General features: G+C 46.1%; 17 protein-coding genes. 6 read left to right on the forward strand and 11 right to left on the reverse strand.

Translation table 11 applies throughout. The features are described 5' to 3' along the window. Nucleotides 1-84 precede the first annotated feature (84 nt). Nucleotides 85-1,083, forward strand: coding sequence for a TAXI family TRAP transporter solute-binding subunit (locus tag L7D49_RS09730; RefSeq protein ID WP_238080631.1), 999 nt, complete (start codon nucleotides 85-87; stop codon nucleotides 1,081-1,083). 54 nt (nucleotides 1,084-1,137) lie between these two features. Then, nucleotides 1,138-3,105, forward strand: a complete 1,968-nt coding sequence (locus L7D49_RS09735; protein ID WP_238080632.1) for a TRAP transporter permease — start codon at nucleotides 1,138-1,140, stop codon at nucleotides 3,103-3,105. An 84-nt stretch (nucleotides 3,106-3,189) separates the two neighbouring features. Here L7D49_RS09735 and L7D49_RS09740 read toward each other — a convergent pair whose 3' ends face one another. Continuing rightward, on the reverse strand, nucleotides 3,190-4,773 hold the full coding sequence (locus L7D49_RS09740) for a SulP family inorganic anion transporter (RefSeq protein WP_238080633.1): 1,584 nt from the start codon (nucleotides 4,771-4,773) through the stop codon (nucleotides 3,190-3,192). A gap of 208 nt (nucleotides 4,774-4,981) precedes the next feature. On the opposite strand from L7D49_RS09740, the gene L7D49_RS09745 reads away from it, so the two are divergent. Further along, on the forward strand, nucleotides 4,982-5,719 hold the full coding sequence (locus L7D49_RS09745; protein ID WP_238080634.1) for an SDR family NAD(P)-dependent oxidoreductase: 738 nt from the start codon (nucleotides 4,982-4,984) through the stop codon (nucleotides 5,717-5,719). 39 nt (nucleotides 5,720-5,758) lie between these two features. Here L7D49_RS09745 and L7D49_RS09750 read toward each other — a convergent pair whose 3' ends face one another. From L7D49_RS09750 to L7D49_RS09770, 5 genes are all read right to left on the reverse strand, one after another. Then, nucleotides 5,759-7,411 (reverse strand): ABC transporter ATP-binding protein, encoded by a 1,653-nt coding sequence (locus tag L7D49_RS09750; RefSeq protein ID WP_238080635.1) that lies wholly within the window; start codon nucleotides 7,409-7,411, stop codon nucleotides 5,759-5,761. After that, nucleotides 7,408-8,181: an energy-coupling factor transporter transmembrane component T family protein gene (locus L7D49_RS09755; RefSeq protein ID WP_238080636.1), complete on the reverse strand. Its 774-nt coding sequence runs from the start codon at nucleotides 8,179-8,181 to the stop codon at nucleotides 7,408-7,410. The genes L7D49_RS09750 and L7D49_RS09755 overlap by 4 nt, the downstream gene beginning before the upstream one ends. Before the next feature lie 16 nt (nucleotides 8,182-8,197). Then, entirely contained in the window at nucleotides 8,198-8,800 is a 603-nt protein-coding gene (locus L7D49_RS09760) for an ECF transporter S component (RefSeq protein WP_238080637.1), read from the reverse strand. Nucleotides 8,801-8,995: 195 nt separating this feature from the next. Next, on the reverse strand, nucleotides 8,996-9,781 hold the full coding sequence (locus L7D49_RS09765; RefSeq protein WP_238080638.1) for a C40 family peptidase: 786 nt from the start codon (nucleotides 9,779-9,781) through the stop codon (nucleotides 8,996-8,998). Nucleotides 9,782-9,849: 68 nt separating this feature from the next. Further along, a complete protein-coding gene (locus L7D49_RS09770) occupies nucleotides 9,850-10,197 on the reverse strand; it encodes an SCP2 sterol-binding domain-containing protein (RefSeq protein ID WP_238080639.1) in 348 nt (115 codons plus the stop codon). 242 nt (nucleotides 10,198-10,439) lie between these two features. Between L7D49_RS09770 and L7D49_RS09775 the strand changes: the two genes are divergently transcribed. Beyond that, nucleotides 10,440-12,338 (forward strand): putative bifunctional diguanylate cyclase/phosphodiesterase, encoded by a 1,899-nt coding sequence (locus L7D49_RS09775; RefSeq protein ID WP_238080640.1) that lies wholly within the window; start codon nucleotides 10,440-10,442, stop codon nucleotides 12,336-12,338. Nucleotides 12,339-12,431: 93 nt separating this feature from the next. Here L7D49_RS09775 and L7D49_RS09780 read toward each other — a convergent pair whose 3' ends face one another. The 3 genes from L7D49_RS09780 to L7D49_RS09790 are packed head-to-tail and all read right to left on the reverse strand — an operon-like array spanning nucleotide 12,432 to nucleotide 14,755. After that, complete coding sequence (locus L7D49_RS09780) at nucleotides 12,432-14,087, reverse strand: b(o/a)3-type cytochrome-c oxidase subunit 1 (protein WP_238080641.1); 1,656 nt, start codon at nucleotides 14,085-14,087, stop codon at nucleotides 12,432-12,434. After that, nucleotides 14,084-14,587, reverse strand: a complete 504-nt coding sequence (locus tag L7D49_RS09785) for a cytochrome c oxidase subunit II (RefSeq protein WP_238080642.1) — start codon at nucleotides 14,585-14,587, stop codon at nucleotides 14,084-14,086. The genes L7D49_RS09780 and L7D49_RS09785 overlap by 4 nt, the downstream gene beginning before the upstream one ends. Nucleotides 14,588-14,611: 24 nt before the next feature. After that, nucleotides 14,612-14,755 (reverse strand): cytochrome c oxidase subunit 2A, encoded by a 144-nt coding sequence (locus L7D49_RS09790; RefSeq protein ID WP_238080643.1) that lies wholly within the window; start codon nucleotides 14,753-14,755, stop codon nucleotides 14,612-14,614. A gap of 308 nt (nucleotides 14,756-15,063) precedes the next feature. Between L7D49_RS09790 and L7D49_RS09795 the strand changes: the two genes are divergently transcribed. Together L7D49_RS09795 and L7D49_RS09800 are read left to right on the forward strand one after the other, a co-directional pair. Next, entirely contained in the window at nucleotides 15,064-15,765 is a 702-nt protein-coding gene (locus L7D49_RS09795; RefSeq protein ID WP_238080644.1) for a glucosamine-6-phosphate deaminase, read from the forward strand. Between the two features lie 200 nt (nucleotides 15,766-15,965). Beyond that, nucleotides 15,966-16,460 carry a C40 family peptidase gene (locus L7D49_RS09800; RefSeq protein WP_238080645.1) on the forward strand — a complete coding sequence of 165 codons (495 nt, stop codon included), beginning with the start codon at nucleotides 15,966-15,968 and terminating at the stop codon, nucleotides 16,458-16,460. Here L7D49_RS09800 and L7D49_RS09805 read toward each other — a convergent pair whose 3' ends face one another. Together L7D49_RS09805 and L7D49_RS09810 are read right to left on the reverse strand one after the other, a co-directional pair. Next, the gene (locus L7D49_RS09805) at nucleotides 16,461-16,982 is read right to left on the reverse strand and encodes a hypothetical protein (protein ID WP_238080646.1); all 522 of its coding nucleotides are present in this window, start codon (nucleotides 16,980-16,982) and stop codon (nucleotides 16,461-16,463) included. Between the two features lie 202 nt (nucleotides 16,983-17,184). Next, nucleotides 17,185-17,369 (reverse strand): hypothetical protein (locus tag L7D49_RS09810; protein WP_238080647.1); only part of this gene is annotated, 185 nt, incomplete at its 5' end.

Genomic DNA, 17,369 nt, shown 5'->3' on the forward strand with positions numbered 1-17,369 from the left:
CATAGACCTCTTAGAGAACGAATCACCTATCCTTTTGTAAGCGCTTACGAGAAGGGGATGATAAACAAAAAGGGGGATGTAACAGTGAAAAGGAGTAGCGTGCGATGGATAATGGTCCTGCTCGGGGTAGTGCTTGTATTATCGGCTTGTGGGGACGGTAAGAAAAATATTGCGATCGGGCCGCCGGCAAGTGAAACGAACAATGTCTCGAAGATTATTTTGGATGCGTATGGCATTGGAGACGGAGATTACAAAGCGTTCCAGGAGAGCTTTGGTGCAGCGGCAGATGGTGTCCAGGATGGCAATATCGATATTTCCATCGGGATTTTAGGCTTGCCGGCTTCCAGCATTGAAAGTTTACAGGCATCAGCTGGAGACGTGAAGATGTTAAGCCTGTCCGACGAAGCGGTCAAACAGATTGAAGAGAAGTCAGGCTACAAACCGTACACGATTCCAAAAGATTCGTATGATTTCTTGACGGAAGACGTCCAAACGGTAACTGCTTACGCCATTCTTATGGGGAACACCGATACAATCGATGAGGAGCTAGGGTATGAACTGGCGAAAAGCATGATTGAAAATGCGAGCGAGAATACCCACGCGCAAGCGAAACAAATGATTCTGGAAAATGCGCTGAACGGCGCCGAGGGGCTTCCGATTCATCCGGGAGCGAAGAAGTATTATGAAGAACAAGGGTTGACAGTCGATAACGAAGTAGCGGAACTTTCCGCATCAAAAGACAACCGCAAATCAGAGCTTACGCTGGGGACAGGGAGCCAGGGGGGGACGTATTATCCGCTTGGCGGAGAAATGGCGAACCTTTGGAATAAATACATCGATGGCATTAACGTCACGAACATGGAGACGGGAGCATCTGTTGAAAACCTCTCGACTATTTCGCAAGGGAATATGGATCTCGGGATGACAGTCCACGTTCCTGCCTTGAATGCGATTGCGGGCAAGGCTGATTTCGATGGGAATCCAGTAAAGAATGCTGCCTTCATCGGACATATTTATCCGGAAGTCGTACAGATTGTAACTCGTGAAAAGACAGGAATCACTAGTTTTGAAGACTTGAAATGATCGATATAAAGGGAAGTGGATGGGAGACAATTTAAGTAGCAGGGAGGAAAGGAAATGAAAGAAAAAAAGGTGGTCGATGCACAGGAAATCCTTGAAAAATTTGATAAGGAAAATCAGTATCGCATCAATATCGGCAGATGGGCGTGGGTCGTCACGTTTTTAGGCGTCGCACTGACAATATTTCATCTCTATACCGGCCTGACAAGCGTCCTGCCATCACAGCAGCAAGGGGCCATCCATCTGGGAACTGCACTCGGAATCGTCTTCTTGCTGTATCCGGCGAAAAAAGAGTGGAGAAAGACGCAGAAGGGCGTTCCGTGGTATGATGTCGTGCTGGCTTTCACGGCGATGTATGTGGCATATCATAAAATCATTTTTTTCGATTCCATCCTGCAAAGCCGTGTATCCGGTTATAGTGCTCTTGATATTACGATCTCAATTCTGGGCATCCTATTAGTCTTGGAAGCGACAAGAAGGACAGTAGGCTTGCCGATTGTCATCGTTGCACTAGTTGCCATTAGCTATGCCATTTTGGGCAACCATATACCGACGAAGATCCTGTCCCATCCTGGATTCGCAGTAGATCGGACGATGACGAACCTCTGGTACCGTGAAAGCGGGGTATTCGGAACACCGCTGCAAATATCAGCAAAATTCATTTTCCTGTTCCTCTTTTTCGGTGTGCTTCTCGTCAACACGCCGATTGGTCAGTTCTTCAATAACTTGGCATTTTCTCTGACGGGACGGTTTACCGGCGGAACAGCAAAGGCAGCGGTTGTGGCCAGTGCACTGCAAGGTACCGTTTCCGGCAGTTCTGTCGGGAATACGGTGGCGACCGGTTCATTCACCATTCCGATGATGAAAAGGGCTGGATTTAAACCGGAGTTTGCTGCAGCAACGGAAGCTTCGGCCTCGACCGGAGGACAGATTATGCCTCCGATGATGGGTGCGGCAGCGTTTATCATGATGGAATATTTAGGAGTCAGCTATGCCCAAATCATGCTGGCAGCGGTCATTCCCGCCATCCTCTATTTCACCGGAATTTTTATCGGGACCCATTTCGAGGCGAAACGGCTTAATATTCTCGGTCTGCCAAAATCAGAGCTTCCGGTGTTTAAGAAAATATTTGTGCGGGATGGCTATATGATCATTCCATTGCTCGTCATCATCGTTACCATCATGTCGGGCTTTACCCCTCAGAGAGCAGCCCTTTTCGGAATTGCTTCCGCGTTTGTTATCTGGATTTTCAACGCATTGGTCCGAAAGGAATCGGAATTCAGTTTTAATAAAATCATATACGTGCTGGAGCAAGGGGGCAGAGTTGCCCTGCCGGTAATCGCTGCCGTTGCAACTGCAGGCATTATAGCGGGCGTTGTCAGCATGACAGGGCTTGGAGCAAAATTCGCTGCAGGCATTATTGCTCTCTCTAACGGCTACCTCATCCTCGCTCTTTTCTTTACAATGATTGCATGTATCATTCTCGGGATGGGATTGCCGACCACGGCAAACTATGTCGTAACGGCGACAATCGCAGCACCTGCCTTAATTAATGAATTTGGCATTGCCCCGATTGCGGCGCATATGTTCGTCTTCTATTTCGGCATTGTGGCGGATATCACGCCGCCTGTTTGTCTCGCTGCATATGCGGGCGCAGGCATTGCCAAGGCGAACCCGTTCAAGACGGGAATGACAGCCGTCAAACTGGCAATTGCGGCGTTTATCATCCCGTACATCTTCATCTACAATCCCATTTTCGTATTTGTAGATATTACGCCATTTAAATTAATTACGGGCTTGATCACTGCTTTGATCGGCATGGTCGGAGTCAGCAGCGCGGTTATTGGATTTTTTATTCGCAACTCGCGGCTATGGGAACGGATTGTGCTGTTTGGAGCGGGGCTCATGCTGATCCTGCCTGAATTTTATACAAGTCTCGCAGGAATCGTACTGATTACTCTCATCTGGGTAATTCAAAAGAAACGGCCGGAAGAGGAAGCGAGAAGAAAAATGGCTACGGTGTAAGCCGAAATGTAACAGGTGGCAGAAACGATACGGTTTCCGCCACCTGTTTTCATTGGAGTAACTTGCTCTCTCCCAAAGCTATATTCACATGAAAAAATTCTCTTTTCCGATCCTATTGTACAGTCCGCTTCGTTTGAAAAGGGCTGTTTTTTCTTTAGGCAATCGTTTGATTTTAATCTCGATGCCTTTTCGCTCTGCTTCGTCCAGCATGGCAAAAAGTGCTGCTTCGCCTGTTGCGTCAATCATGGCGAGGTGTTCTAAATCGAGGATTAAGACACTTTCTTTCTCCAGCAACATTTTCGGGTATTGTTCTTCAAAACGTTTCGCTGTCCCAAAAAATAAAGGACCATCTAAAGCAAATTTAAGGACAGTCTTTTCGCCATCGCCAAATTTGTGTTTTTCTACGTCCGAAAGTTTTTGTGGAACGATAGCCAGCTTTCCGCTCATTTTTTTCAGGAATGAAAGGGCTGCCAGCAAAATGCCGATTTGGACAGCCACTGTCAAATTGATGAAGACAGTAAGCAAGAACGTCGTCAGCAATACGATCGAATCACTCGAGCGCAAAGACAAAATATGGACAAACGCATGACGGGCGCTCATATTCCAAGCGACATACATGAGGATCGGTGCCATGGCAGCTAAAGGGATAAAGGAAGCGTACGGTGCAAATACTACCAAGAAGCCTAGCACAAACGCACTCTGCACCATCCCAGAAACAGGGCTGACGGCGCCTGATCGGATGTTCGTTGCTGTTCTAGCGATGGCACCCGTAGCCGGAATGCCGCCAAATAGAGGTGTGATCAGATTGGCGATCCCTTGACCGAATAATTCTTTTTTTGAATTATGTTTCTCCCCATTTTTCATCCCGTCCGCCACGACGGCGGATAACAGTGACTCGATGGCCCCTAGTGCCGCGATGATCAAAGCAGGCTGCCACAAAGTAACAAGTTTGGATAGCGTAATATGAGGCAAATGAAAACTGGGCAATGTTCTTGGTATTCCCCCGAATGCCGATCCAATCGTTTCCACTTTTCCTGGATAGAAAAGAAAAGAGACGATTGTCGGTATCAACAGAGCGACCAATAACAACGGAATGCGCGGCGCTATTTTAGGCAATAGTAAAATGACGGTCAGGCCAATCAAAGCCGTTACAATACTGTAGCCATTGATAGTATGGATTTGATTGATGAGTCCTGCCATGTTCTCATGAAAAAACTCATGATTGGAAAGGCCGGTCAATCCTTGAAAGTTGCCCAGCTGCCCAGTGAAAATGATCACTGCGATCCCTGTCGTAAAACCGATCGTAACAGACCGGGGGACGAAATGGATCAGCTGGCTGACGCCTAGAAAACTCATGAGGAGGAGAAACACACCTGCCATCATTCCGGCAATCAGCAGATCCTCATAGCCGTATTGAAGAACAATAGCGAGCAAGATGGGAATAAACGCCCCTGTCGGACCTGCAATTTGAAAACGGCTTCCTCCGAATAGCGCGACTAGAAAACCGGCAATGATCGTCGTGTATAACCCGTATTCCGGTTTGACACCCGAGGCAATTGCAAAAGCCATCCCGAGTGGAATGGCTACGATACCTACAGTGATCCCGGCAATCAAATCTTTTCGGAATCCAGCAGCATTATAAGAAATAAAACGGTTATCCTTGAACATGATTGTTCACTTCTTCCACTTTATTATTTCGAACATTGTTTCACTTTTATCATACCTCGTCATTAGAAAAGTGGCAAGATACTTGGAAAAAACATAGGTCTTACTTCTCTGAAAAGTGAGTTTGCCTTTGGGAGTTTGTTTGATTGCTATTGAACAAAAAAAGGATTATTATTTAGATGTTAAAATAAACTTATGAGGAGCGGTACTCATGGAAAGATTCCAAGATAAAGTAGTATTTGTAACAGGCGGAGCATCCGGTATGGGCGAAATGATGGTACGTTTATTCGCAGCAGAAGGAGCAAAAGTGGTTGCCGCTGATATTAACGAAGAGGCGCTCAGCCAAAAATGGGGCAACCATGATAACGTTTCAACTGTGCGTTTGAACGTTACTTCTGATGAAGAATGGGCTGCAGCAATGAAAACGGTGAAGGATCAATTCGGCAAAGTGGATATCCTCGTGAATAATGCAGGTATTTCCACTGAAAAACCAATGGATGCAATCACAATTGAAGATTGGCGTAGACTTTCCGATATTAACGGATTTGGTACATTCCTTGGCTTGAAACATGCGCTTGCGAATATGAAAGACGCGAAAAAAGGATCGATTGTTAACATCTCTTCTTATACAGCAATGATCGGTATGGGACTTAACCCATATTCCGCTTCTAAAGGCTCTGTACGCGCTATTTCACGTGCGGCAGCAGCTGAATATGGCCAACATGGCATCCGTGTAAACACAGTATTCCCAGGTGTTATTGAAACACCGATGGTTAAAGACTTGGAATCCTCTAAAGCGGTTCTTGACATGCTCATCAAAGCAACACCGCTTCAACGTCTAGGACAACCAGAAGATGTTGCGAAAGCAGTACTATTCCTTGCTTCTGACGATGCAGCTTACATCTCAGGTGCTGAACTTGTCATCGACGGTGGCTACTCCGCTAGATAATAATAAAGAATCCGCCCTTCTGCAGAGGGGCGGATGTTTTTATGATGTCGGAGATGCAAACTCCCGCTTTTGCTGTATCGCTCGTGCAATCTGATACCGATGAGGAAGTTCAATCTTAGCTCGCTGAACAATATCCAGTTGAGAAAATACGTCTTTCGTCGAACCGTCGAATAAGACTTTGCCCTGTCCCATGACAATCGTCCGTCCAAATACTTCCGACACGAAATCCATGTCATGCAAAATGCAGATGACCAATTTGCCTTTCGAATGAAGGTCCGCAATAATCCCCTTTAACCGTAATTTGCCTTCGTAATCCTGTCCCATAGTCGGTTCATCAAAAATAATAATGTCTGGATCCATTGCGAGAATGGAGGCCACGCCGATCAATTTCCGCTCGGCCAAACTGACGTCATACGGATTTTCCTCCGCCTTCTCTGCCAAGCCGACAGCTTCTAGCTGCTGCAAGGCCAATGATTTCGCTTCAGCTTTGTCGATCCCCATATTGAGCGGTCCGAACATCACTTCATCGAGAACACTTTTTTTGAAAATCTGATCATCTGGATTCTGGAAAATGAGTCCGACTTTTTTTGCAAGTTTAGCTGCAGTCGTAGCTTTCGTATCAGTTTCATCAATGACAATTCGTCCATCCGAAGGTATCAGCAAAGCCTTCATCAGTTTGACCAGCGTCGTTTTTCCGGCTCCATTTTGGCCGACAATGGCAATCGGCTCGCTGGAAAGACCGAGTGTGATGGAATCGAGCACTTTTTGTCCATCTGGATACGAAAACGATAGCTCTTCTATTTGAATATTGGATGTCTCAATTTTCTCCTGAACAGGGAAGAGTCCTTCCAAAGGTTCATCCAAATCAAAAGCGAGCAATTCCTCCAGTGTAACAGGGAAGCAGCCTGTGCTTTCTTTGCGAAGACCGTGTTTCTTGGCGACCGTCGTATAAATCGGCGGCTCAACGCCCAGCTCCATCAGATCCTCCCGAGAGAATACAGCTGCCGGCTCCCCATCCTGAATTAACTTCCCCTCATGCAGCAATAAAATCCGATCTGAATAAGCGGCCAGCTTTTCCATTTTCTGTTCCGCCATCACAATTGTCATGCCATCTTGCGTCAGTTTCTCCACAATGGTGAATACTTCTTCTGCGCCTTGCGGGTCAAGCTGACTCGTCGGTTCATCGAGGACGAGAATTTCCGGCTGCATGGCGATGACACTGGCGATCGCAAGCCGCTGCATTTGGCCGCCCGATAGATCAAACGGATTTTTCTGCCGGAGATGTTCAATTCCTAGCATATGAAGACTATCTTGGATTCTCTCATGCATCACTTCACGAGGAAGACCCAAGTTTTCAAGGCCGAATGCAATTTCATCTGCCACTGTAAATTTCGCTCCGCTTAATTGGGAGAACGGATTCTCAAACACGAACCCCACTTTTGACGTGATTTTACTTAATGGAGAGGCAAGGATTTCATCGCCATCAAGTAAGATACGGCCTCCGTAGGCTCCTTTAAAGAAGTGGGGGACCAGTCCGCATAAGGCGTAGCATAATGTTGTTTTGCCAGCTGTATTTCTGCCCGCAATGCCGATGAATTCACCTTTGTTGACAGTGAATGAGATTTCATCCAATGCGAGCACGGAGCGGTTCGGATATCGATACTTCAATTGTTCAACATGAAGAAGGCTCATGACCAAATCCTCCAGACAATAACGGTTAGTAAGATTGCCGCAAGCAATGCCTTCGCTGCAACCCCATATGGATACAGAGGCAGTTCATGCAGCCTTGTTCGTTTTCCTGTCGAATTAAAACCCCGTACTTCAAGAGCGATGGATCTTTCCCGCGTTTCGGCAAGCGAACGAAGCACGACGGGGCCAAGCAGCGGAATGAACGATTTCACCCGGACCCACAGGCTGCCCTCCATCTCCAGTCCGCGTGCCCTTTGCGCATCCATAATTTTACCCGTCAGCGTCATCATCTGAGGGATGATCTGCAAGACGGACAATAGGACATAGCCGAATCGAGGAGACAGACCTTTCTGCACCAAAGTTTCCACTAATTCATCCGGTTTTGTTGTTAAAATGAGCACGCCAAATGCACAGACCATATTAAGGACACGCAGCAAAATTAAAAAGGCGATGGAAAATCCTTCTTTATACAAAGTGAAAGGTCCGATTTCCCACAGCACAGTTGCCCGATCGGGATGAAAGAATCCTTGGACAACGAGGATAGAGGCGAGCAGTACAAAGCTGACACCAATGATTGGCAAAATGGAACGAAAAACTTTTCCGTCAACCAGCAATAGAATGCTCACCGCAAGCACTAGTGACACCAATAGATGGGAAGGCAGCAAGTAAGAAATAGCGACAGAAGTGAATACATATAACATCTTGGTCAACGGATCCATTCGATGGATAGGCGATCCATTTTCCGGATGAACGTATAACGTCATGTTGCGCATGCTTGCACCTCCTAACTTAGAGCCGTTCAATTTCCTGTTTCGTATCGTACATGGTAAGCACTTTTTCAGGTAAGTTCCTAAAGATCAAAAAGCTGATCAATACGGTCACCATTTTATCCGGAACATCTACGACCACACTATCCGCAAAAGAAGCGAGCCAGAGCGGATTTCCTTGTGCCGTCATCCAAGCAAAGAGCGCATCGCCCCATACATTGCCTGTTGTCCCTTCCCAAAAGGAAATATTGAGCGGAGTCGAAACGGTAGCCGCGATAAGTCCGACAACAAAGCCGAGGACAAGCGCTTTTCCGATATTCGAAATCCACCCTTTATACGCCATAATTCCTGTCACAAGGCCGATCACCGCTGAGGTAATCGCATAAACAAACGACACGGGCGATGTGGTGAAGCCGTAAATCACATTGTTCACGATCCCGACGAGCGCACCGATGATTGGGCCAGCGAGCATGCTGGACAGGACTGTGCCGATGGAGTCCACCCATAACGGAAGCTTCAATAGCTCCACAAATAATTTTCCGATGTAATTGATGCCGACTGCCGCTGGAATTAACACGAGTGCCGCCGTTGAAAATCGGAATGACCATAACCCAGTACGAACCATTCTCATGTACCCCTTTTCATGCGTTTATTATCGAAGAGCCCTCAGGCTGCAAACGATTGCTTTTAAGTGTCATGACACATGACTATACTAATCTATTTTACTGCAAGAGGGAAGACCTTTTCGACTACTACTGGAGAATATGACACGAAAGATAAGAAAAAGACCAAGAGAGAGGCACATCCCTTGGTCTTAAAATTATTTCATCAATTGATTGAAACGCTTATAGCCGGCAAATTTGTCCTTCCAATAAGCAGAATTGACGGAAGCCACTTCGACTTTTTTGGTTCCGGCATGAATGAAATTGCCGTCTCCTAAATAGATTCCCGCATGCGAAATGCCTTCACGGTATGTATTTTGGAAGAAAACGAGATCGCCTGGAACCGGCTCGTCCACTGTCGTGGCATTTGCATGCATGCCGACTGTATCGAGGCGCGGCAGATCCAGTCCTGCAGTACGGAATACATAGTAAATGAAACCGCTGCAGTCAAAGCCTTCCGGTGTGACGCCAGCCCATACATATGGGGTATCAAGCAAAGGAAGCGATACTTCCGTTGCGGCTGCCAAAATGGATTGCGAAGCAGCACCCGGCGCATGCGGCTTGTCCACCTGAGAAGGCGGCGCTGGAGCAGGAGCTGGTGGTGCTACTGGTGCTGGAGCTTTAAACTGATTGGTAGACGATGTTTGTTTGCTTACTGTCAGGCTGTCTGCCGTAGCCGTTTTACTTGTTTGTGCGGCGGCAGGTGGTTTGGTGCTTGCCGTCTTTTTTGTCACAACAAGCTTTTGATCGATCTTTATGCTTTCAGACTTCATGTTATTCAAGGTTTTCAGTTCATCAACGGAAATCTTGTGGCTAGAAGCGATTTTCCATAACGTATCGCCTTTTTTTACAACGTACGTATCAGATGTGGCGTTTGCCTGTCCTGCTGTGAGTGCGGTCGCTAATGCAGCTGTAGCGAGAAGCGACAAAACCTTTGCTTTCATCCGAATCCTCCGTTCGCTATGTCTATGATTCTATTGTAATGTGAATCATTCGACAAAACAATACAGAGTTAAAAAGAATACTGTTTTAATAAGGTTTCTAGCTTTAAAGCGAGACCAATATTGCCCTTAACCTTCAATTTCCCCATCATGAAGGCGGCTGTCGAATTCAAATTCCCGGCGAGTAGCTTCTTAAAGTCTTTCGTGCTCATGGAGAGGGAGCAGTCCACATCGCCCGGATCTTCCCTAATGATTTCGGCTTTGCCGTCATTCAGCTTTAGCCCATATGATCCGCCATCTTCTCCGCTCAAATGAAAAGCATAGGATACCTTCAAAGCTCGGATTGGTTCAGGCTCTCCGTTCAATTTCGCATCGATCTGATCCCAAATCTCTGTCATCTCCATTGTTTCTACGTTCATAGTCATCCCATCCCTTTTTAGTAATGAATACCCATTCATTTTATCATAAAGCTTCCAACTCTACTAGAGGAACCCATTTAGGTAATGAAATATCTAAGTAAGGTAGCCATTATAAATATTGACAAAGTTATGAATTTCCTCTACGTGAGTTCCTATATTTGTTAGTCGTTTATTGCAAATCAGCCTTAGAATACCGATATTACTAGTAGGACTGTCTAATTATTGAAAGGGGGTAAGGGAGGATGGAACGGCCATATGAAGAATGGGTCACGGCTTTCAACGAATTGCGGCGGCAACAGCAGTTTATCTTTTCACACGCAAAAGAATTAAAATTGACCCATCAATCTTTGCGAGACAATTTAATGGAATTGTGCAAAGGGATTGCTGAAATTATGAAATGTGAACGGGTGAGCATTTGGCTGTATGATGAACACCATAATCGGCTCGTTGCGCAAAATTCATTTGACAGCAGCAACTCACATCATTATTCCGGCCAAGAGTTGAAACGATCGGACTATCCGACGTATTTTAAAGCGATTGAATCAGAACGAGTATTGGCTGTCGACGATATTCTCACTGATCCGTCGATGGAAGAATTAAAGCTTTGGTACTTTGAACAAACGGATCCGGTTGCCGGCCTGATTGATGCGACCATAATATTGAGCAGGGGACTTGGCGGGGTGCTTTGTTGTGAAACGAGGAATAAACGAACGTGGACGTCGCTTGATAAAATCCTGATCGCTGCCATCGCGGATATGGTGTCATTTATCTTCGATCGGCTTCACCGGATTGATATGGAGAAGCATGTACATACATTGGCGTATACAGATATGCTGACAGGACTTCATAACCGCCATTCGTTTGATGAGGCGGTGACGGAGCAATTGCAAAACCAGCGGCAGGGACAGCGGGGGATGTTCATCTATTTGGTGATCGACCAATACACAGAGGTCCAGAGTGCTCTGGGACATGATTGTGCCTCCCAGTTGCTGCGGATGATCGGGGAGCGGGTCAGGAAACTGTTTCCGCCTCCTGCCATAACAGCACGATTTGCCTTTGATCACTTTCTCATTTATTCCGCATTTGAAGGACAACTTGATTCTGACTTGCTCTTTAGGCGAATGGAACTTGTAACGAATGAGCTAAGAAGACCGTTGTTCCTCTCAGGACAGGAAGTGTATATGACGTTCAGTTACGGAATTTCTATCTTTCCGGATCATGCAGAGTGTCCGTTACTAGGCGTACAACAAGCCTATTTGGCCCTGGAGACAGCGAGGCAGGACACCAAAAGAAAGGCATGTGGCCTATACGAACCGCTTATGCAAGAACATGTCAAACAGACAATGTTCTCCGAAATGAATTTGCGGAAAGGTTTAGACGCCAATGAATTCAAGTTATACTACCAGCCGCAAGTCGACTTGAATGGTGTTGTGCAGGGAGTGGAGGCATTGATTCGGTGGGAGCATTCACACCGCGGATTGGTTACACCTGATGGCTTCATAGAGCTGGCGGAATCGACAGGCTTAATCATTCCACTAGGGGAATGGGTCATCAGGCAGGCGATGATGCAGCTTGCAGAATGGAAGCGTATGGGTTACGGCCATCTGACCATTTCTGTTAACATTTCTCCTCGGCATTTCCTGCACCCGAACTTTCCATTTTATTTGAGGAAATGCATGGATGACTTTGGAGTGGAATCAGGCCAGATGATATTGGAGATAACCGAAAATGTGGCATTGGAAAATCATGTAGCCGTTCAAAAAAGAATGGAGATCATCACTGAAATGGGAGTCAGTGTTTCAATCGATGATTTTGGTAAAGGCTATTCCGCTTTTATTTACCTGCAGCGCTTTCCCGTGAAGCAAATCAAGATTGACCGCCAGTTCATCAGCGGGCTGGGAAACGATCCGAAAAGCTGCTCCATCGTTAAAACAATCATCCATTTAGCTAACATGCTCGGGTTGGACACGATAGCGGAAGGAATCGAAACGGCGGCTCAGTGGGAGATTGTGCGGGAATTGGAGTGCACGGGGGCGCAAGGCTTCTACTTTGGCAAACCAGCGCCAGTAGAGGAGTTCGATCAACTGCTTGCAACTTCGAAAGCGGGAGTTACATTGCCTCTAGTCTCCATATCAAAGTGAAAATTTACAGTTGGAAACGGAGCCTTCGCTTCCAACTTTTTTGATGCATAAAAAAGGTCCGATCTCTGTTTGAAAGAGATCGGACCTTTCTTTTTAATACCTGCCGATTGGCCAATCAAATGGCACAGAACCAGGAGGGGAATGTTTCAGTATATCGAAGACCGGGATGGTATAGGCGAATAAAATGAGCGCAATCGTAATACCGATCCATAGATACCAGTTTTCGAGCAATTTTGGCGTAGGTTCTGCATCGACTTCTTCCTCTGCGATCGGGAATTCTTCCACGCCGCGCGGTGCGAAGAAAGCAAGCTGAATGAAAATGTACACCATGAGTACAATACCAATGAAAAGGATAGTTCCACCAACTGCTTGCGCAATCTGGTAGCCGATCCACGACTGAACTTGTTCTCCACCTGCATAAGTTGAGAAATTCGATCGGCGAGGTCCGCCTAACAGACCTTCAATATGCATCGCTGTTGACATGATCGTCATGCCGACTGTCCAAATAATCGATTGAATGATGCCGAGTTTATTCAATCTTGGTGTCAAACGGCGTCCTGTCAAATGTGGCACAAGCCAATACGCTATTCCAAAATAAGTTAGGATAACGGTAGTGGCGACAGTCAAATGGAAGTGCCCAGTTACCCAGATCGTATTGTGGATCAAAGAGTTCATTTGGTGGGATGCGTTGACGATCCCGCCGGCACCGCCTGGAATGAAAGCAACCATACCGATGAATGGTGCAAGGAAACGAACATCTTTCCAAGGCAAATGTTTGAACCAGCCGAACAAACCTTTATGGCCCTGGCGGCGGCCAGTTGTTTCAAATGTCGCGAAAATGGAGAAGGCTGTCATCAAAGTAGGGATGACGACCATGAATGTTAAGACGACTTGAATGAACTTCCATGTCGGATCAATACCTGGTTCTGTCAACTGGTGATGGAAACCAACCGGTATCGAGAACATTAACAAAAGAATGAAAGACATCCGTGCAAGGGAGTCACTGAACAATTTTCCGCCAATGATTTTCGGAATGATTGCATACCATGCCATATATGCAGGAAGCAACCAGAAATAGACGAGCGGGTGACCGAAATACCAGAATAATGTACGGCTGAGCAAGACGTTGATCGTTTCCGCGTAGCCGAGTGACCATGGAATGAATTGAATCAATACGGAAGCTGCAACACCTAACGATGCGATGAACCACATGGCCATATTGATGACGACCATGAATGCGAGCAAAGGCGATTTCTGTCCTTTATTCGCTTTCTTCCAAACATAAAGCTGGTGGAAGTTAGTAAATACGGCAACCCAGCTGCCGACGATGACGAGAGCCAATCCGATATAGAACGCAGGATGAGCACGGAGTGGTGCGTAGAATGTATAAAGAACATTCGCCTCGCCGACGAGAATAGTGACCGCTGCCATAACAGTTCCAACGAGCATCAGCCAGAAGGACCACCAGCCAGCTTTGCGCTGCTTATCGGAAATGCCAACTGTTTTTCCCATTAAAGCAAATTGGAATCCGATGATAAAGAATGTAGTTAATACTAGACCAAGTATGACTCCGTGAACCGTTAGAATCGTATAGTAGTTAATATTGAACGGCAATGTGAATTTTCCGGAGCGCGCGAGTGTTTGTAAAAGACCCATCAGCCCTCCGACGAGCAATGAAGCAAACGTCACATACATGAACGACATGTAAAGACGCGCATCTTTCTTAGCAATTTTCAACGGGTTCATCATTCATACACCTCCACAGTGGCAAACATCTGATGGTGGGCAATTCCGCAATATTCATTACAGACGACTGTAAACTCACCGACGTTCTTCATTTCTGTCTCTAAACGGCTCACGTGGCCAGGTTCCACCATCATATTGACATTCGTGCCTGCAACTTGGAAGCCATGAACGACGTCCTTACTTGTAATCTGGAATAAAACCGTAGAACCTTTTGGCACACTGATCTTCTTGACGGGCTTGCCGTCCGCGTCCGTGCCGAAATCATAATTGAAAGCGGAAGCGACAATATTGACGATATATTTGCCATCGGCTACTTCCCGGAGACCAAGATTTTCGGGCTTGAATGAATCATGCGCCTCGACATTTTCCGGATCGATGGTTTCAATATGGCTTTGAGGATGGGTGCCTTTCCAAAAGGCGGCAAAACCTAAAATGACGAGAAAGAGTGCTAATGATCCCATCCCAAAGATGAGCCATACTTTTTCAAATTTATGCAAATGCATTGGATTCCCTCCTGACGGGTAAGACTATCTTGATAAGAATAAGTAATAACATCCGAACCATGTTGCCAAAATGAAAACGCCGAGCAGCATGACAGCAATCAAGGTTCCCTTCAAATTGATAGATGGATTATGTTGCGGCTCCAATTGCTGCTTTGTTGACTTAGCCATACGTTCACCTCCCGAACGGGAATTTCTTTTGTTACTTTTATCTTAATCACCACGGAAAAAATGAGAATTAGGGAATTCCCTATGATTTGTTGAATCGGAACTTTGTTCACACTTTGTTCAAAGGGACTTCAATAATTCGACATAGTTGTTTTGTAGGGAGGCATATAGTCACGTTTCAACAGCGCGGAAAAGGGAAAAGAAAATCGGGCGTACTTCGTGAATTGAGTCAATTCGTCAATTGACCAAGTCCAGCGTGGAAATTAAAATGGAAGAGCACAGAAAAATCTATAGGAAAGTCGGTTGATAGAATGGGTAACATCAAATGGCTCCAAGTGGAGAACCCCGAGCAAGGGGCAGAGCAAGTTTATCAGATCGTGAAACAAGAACTGGAACACAATCGGCTTCATGTCCTCGGATTAGCAACAGGAAGCACCATGATCCCCGTGTACAAGAAATGGACGGAATCCGAACTGGATTTCTCGGATGTCAAAACGTTCAACCTTGATGAATATGTCGGTTTGGAAGCATCCAGCCCGAACAGCTACGCTTATTTCATGAACGATCATTTATTTAATAAAAAGAAATTCAAAGAAACAAACATTCCCGATGGTATGGCTTCAGACCTAGAAGAAGAATGCAAACGCTATGAAGATGGGCTGCAACAAAGCGGACTGGACATCCAGCTCCTCGGTGTCGGCGAAAATGGGCATATCGCATTCAACGAGCCAGGCACAGGGGCTGATTCTGTGACGCATGTGGCACAACTCACGGAATCCACACTGGGTGTCAATAGCCAGTACTTCGAAAACGATGAAAAAATACCGGAAACCGCTTTGACAATGGGCATTTCCTCCATTATGAGCGCGAAACAATTGCTACTTCTTGCGTTCGGCGAGAAGAAACGGGCCGCCTTGGAGAAAATGAAAGAAGGCGTAGTGACAGCCGAATGGCCAATTACGTATTTGCATAATCACGACAATGTTACAATTATTACAGACTTGAAACTTTAAAATAATACGAAAAGACCGCCTCTGTTCTAAGGATGGCGGTCTTTTTGTTGTGATGACTATTTCAATACGATGTCACCCTGCTGAAATCGCAATGTTTTTGTCATGGGCTTGTTACAGAACTGTAATGTTTACAGGACTAAAAGCATGTTACAGTAGTTTCAGATGATTTATTCAGATAAATATAAATTTTGGGGGACAATATGAGAATACAAGCAAACATGCAAAAGTTCTTTGCGATTTCTGCAATGGCACTACTCTTATTTGTTGCGCCTTTCATAGATCAAGCTGAAGCGTCATCTTCAAAATCAGCTGCCATTCTAGAAACGGCTACCAGTTTGAAAGGCATTAAGTACTCATACGGCGGCACGACAACAGCAGGTTTTGATTGCTCTGGATATGTAAGCTATGTTTTTAAACAACACGGAATCAGCCTTGCAAGAACAACTTCCGGCATGTATAGCTCAGGAAGCTCAGTCGACAAGGATGAATTGAGTGAAGGGGATCTCGTCTTCTTCAATACGACAGGCAAAGGTGTCTCACATGTCGGCATCTACATCGGCGACGGCAAATTCGCACACGCCTCCACATCCAAAGGCGTACGCGTCGATGCACTAAACGACCCACACTACTGGGGCAAACGTTACATCGGAGCAAAACGCGTCTCCGAAGTACATGACGTTGCTTCTGCTAGATAATTATAGTAATAACACAACAGCAGCACCCATCATTGGGCGGCTGCTGTTTTTAATTGGGTTGTGGAGAAGGGGAGAGGGAAGGGCGTATTTTGGGGAGCGCTCGTATAATTCTGTAACCACTCGTATCTGTATGCGAAGTGCTCGTATAATCCTGTGACCGCTCGTATCCGTTTGCGAAGTGCTCGTATAATCCTGTGACTGCTCGTATCTGTTTGTGAAGTGCTCGTATAATCCTGTGACTGCTCGTATCTGTTGCGAAGTGCTCGTATAATCCTGTGACTGCTCGTATCTGTTTGCGAAGTGCTCGTATAATCCTGTAACTGCTCGTATCTGTTTTGTAAGAGCTCGTATATCTCTGTGACCGCTCGTTTCTGATTGCGAAGAGCTCGTATAATCCTGTAACCACTCGTATCTGTTTTGTAAGAGCTCGTATATCTCTGTGACCACTCGTATCTGTTTGCGAAGTGCTCGTATAATCCTGTGACCGCTCGTATCTGTGGTCGAACCACTCGTATCTGCCACCGAACCACTCGTATATTCCCACGACCGCTCGTATCCTCTCCCGAACCGCTCGTAAAATTGCTCGAGAAGAATAAGCTCAACGATCAGATCATTTTTCTTGATTGGTCAAAGGCATTCAGCGCGACCTGGTGTAGGGAAAGACATGTAAATTTCCCGCGTTTAGATTAAACGGTCGAACCGTATCCCGCCGAACCTCGTATCTTCAATCAACCGCTCGTATCCGCTGTCGAGCCACTCGTATAATCCTGTAACCGCTCGTATCTGTGGTCGAACCACTCGTATATTTCAGCAACCGCTCGTATCTGCCACCGAACCACTCGTATATTCCCACGACCGCTCGTATCCTCTCCCGAACCGCTCGTAAAATTGCTCGAGAAGAATAAGCTC

The sequence above is a fragment of the Sporosarcina cyprini genome, assembly GCF_022048975.1.
Taxonomy (GTDB): domain Bacteria; phylum Bacillota; class Bacilli; order Bacillales_A; family Planococcaceae; genus Sporosarcina; species Sporosarcina cyprini.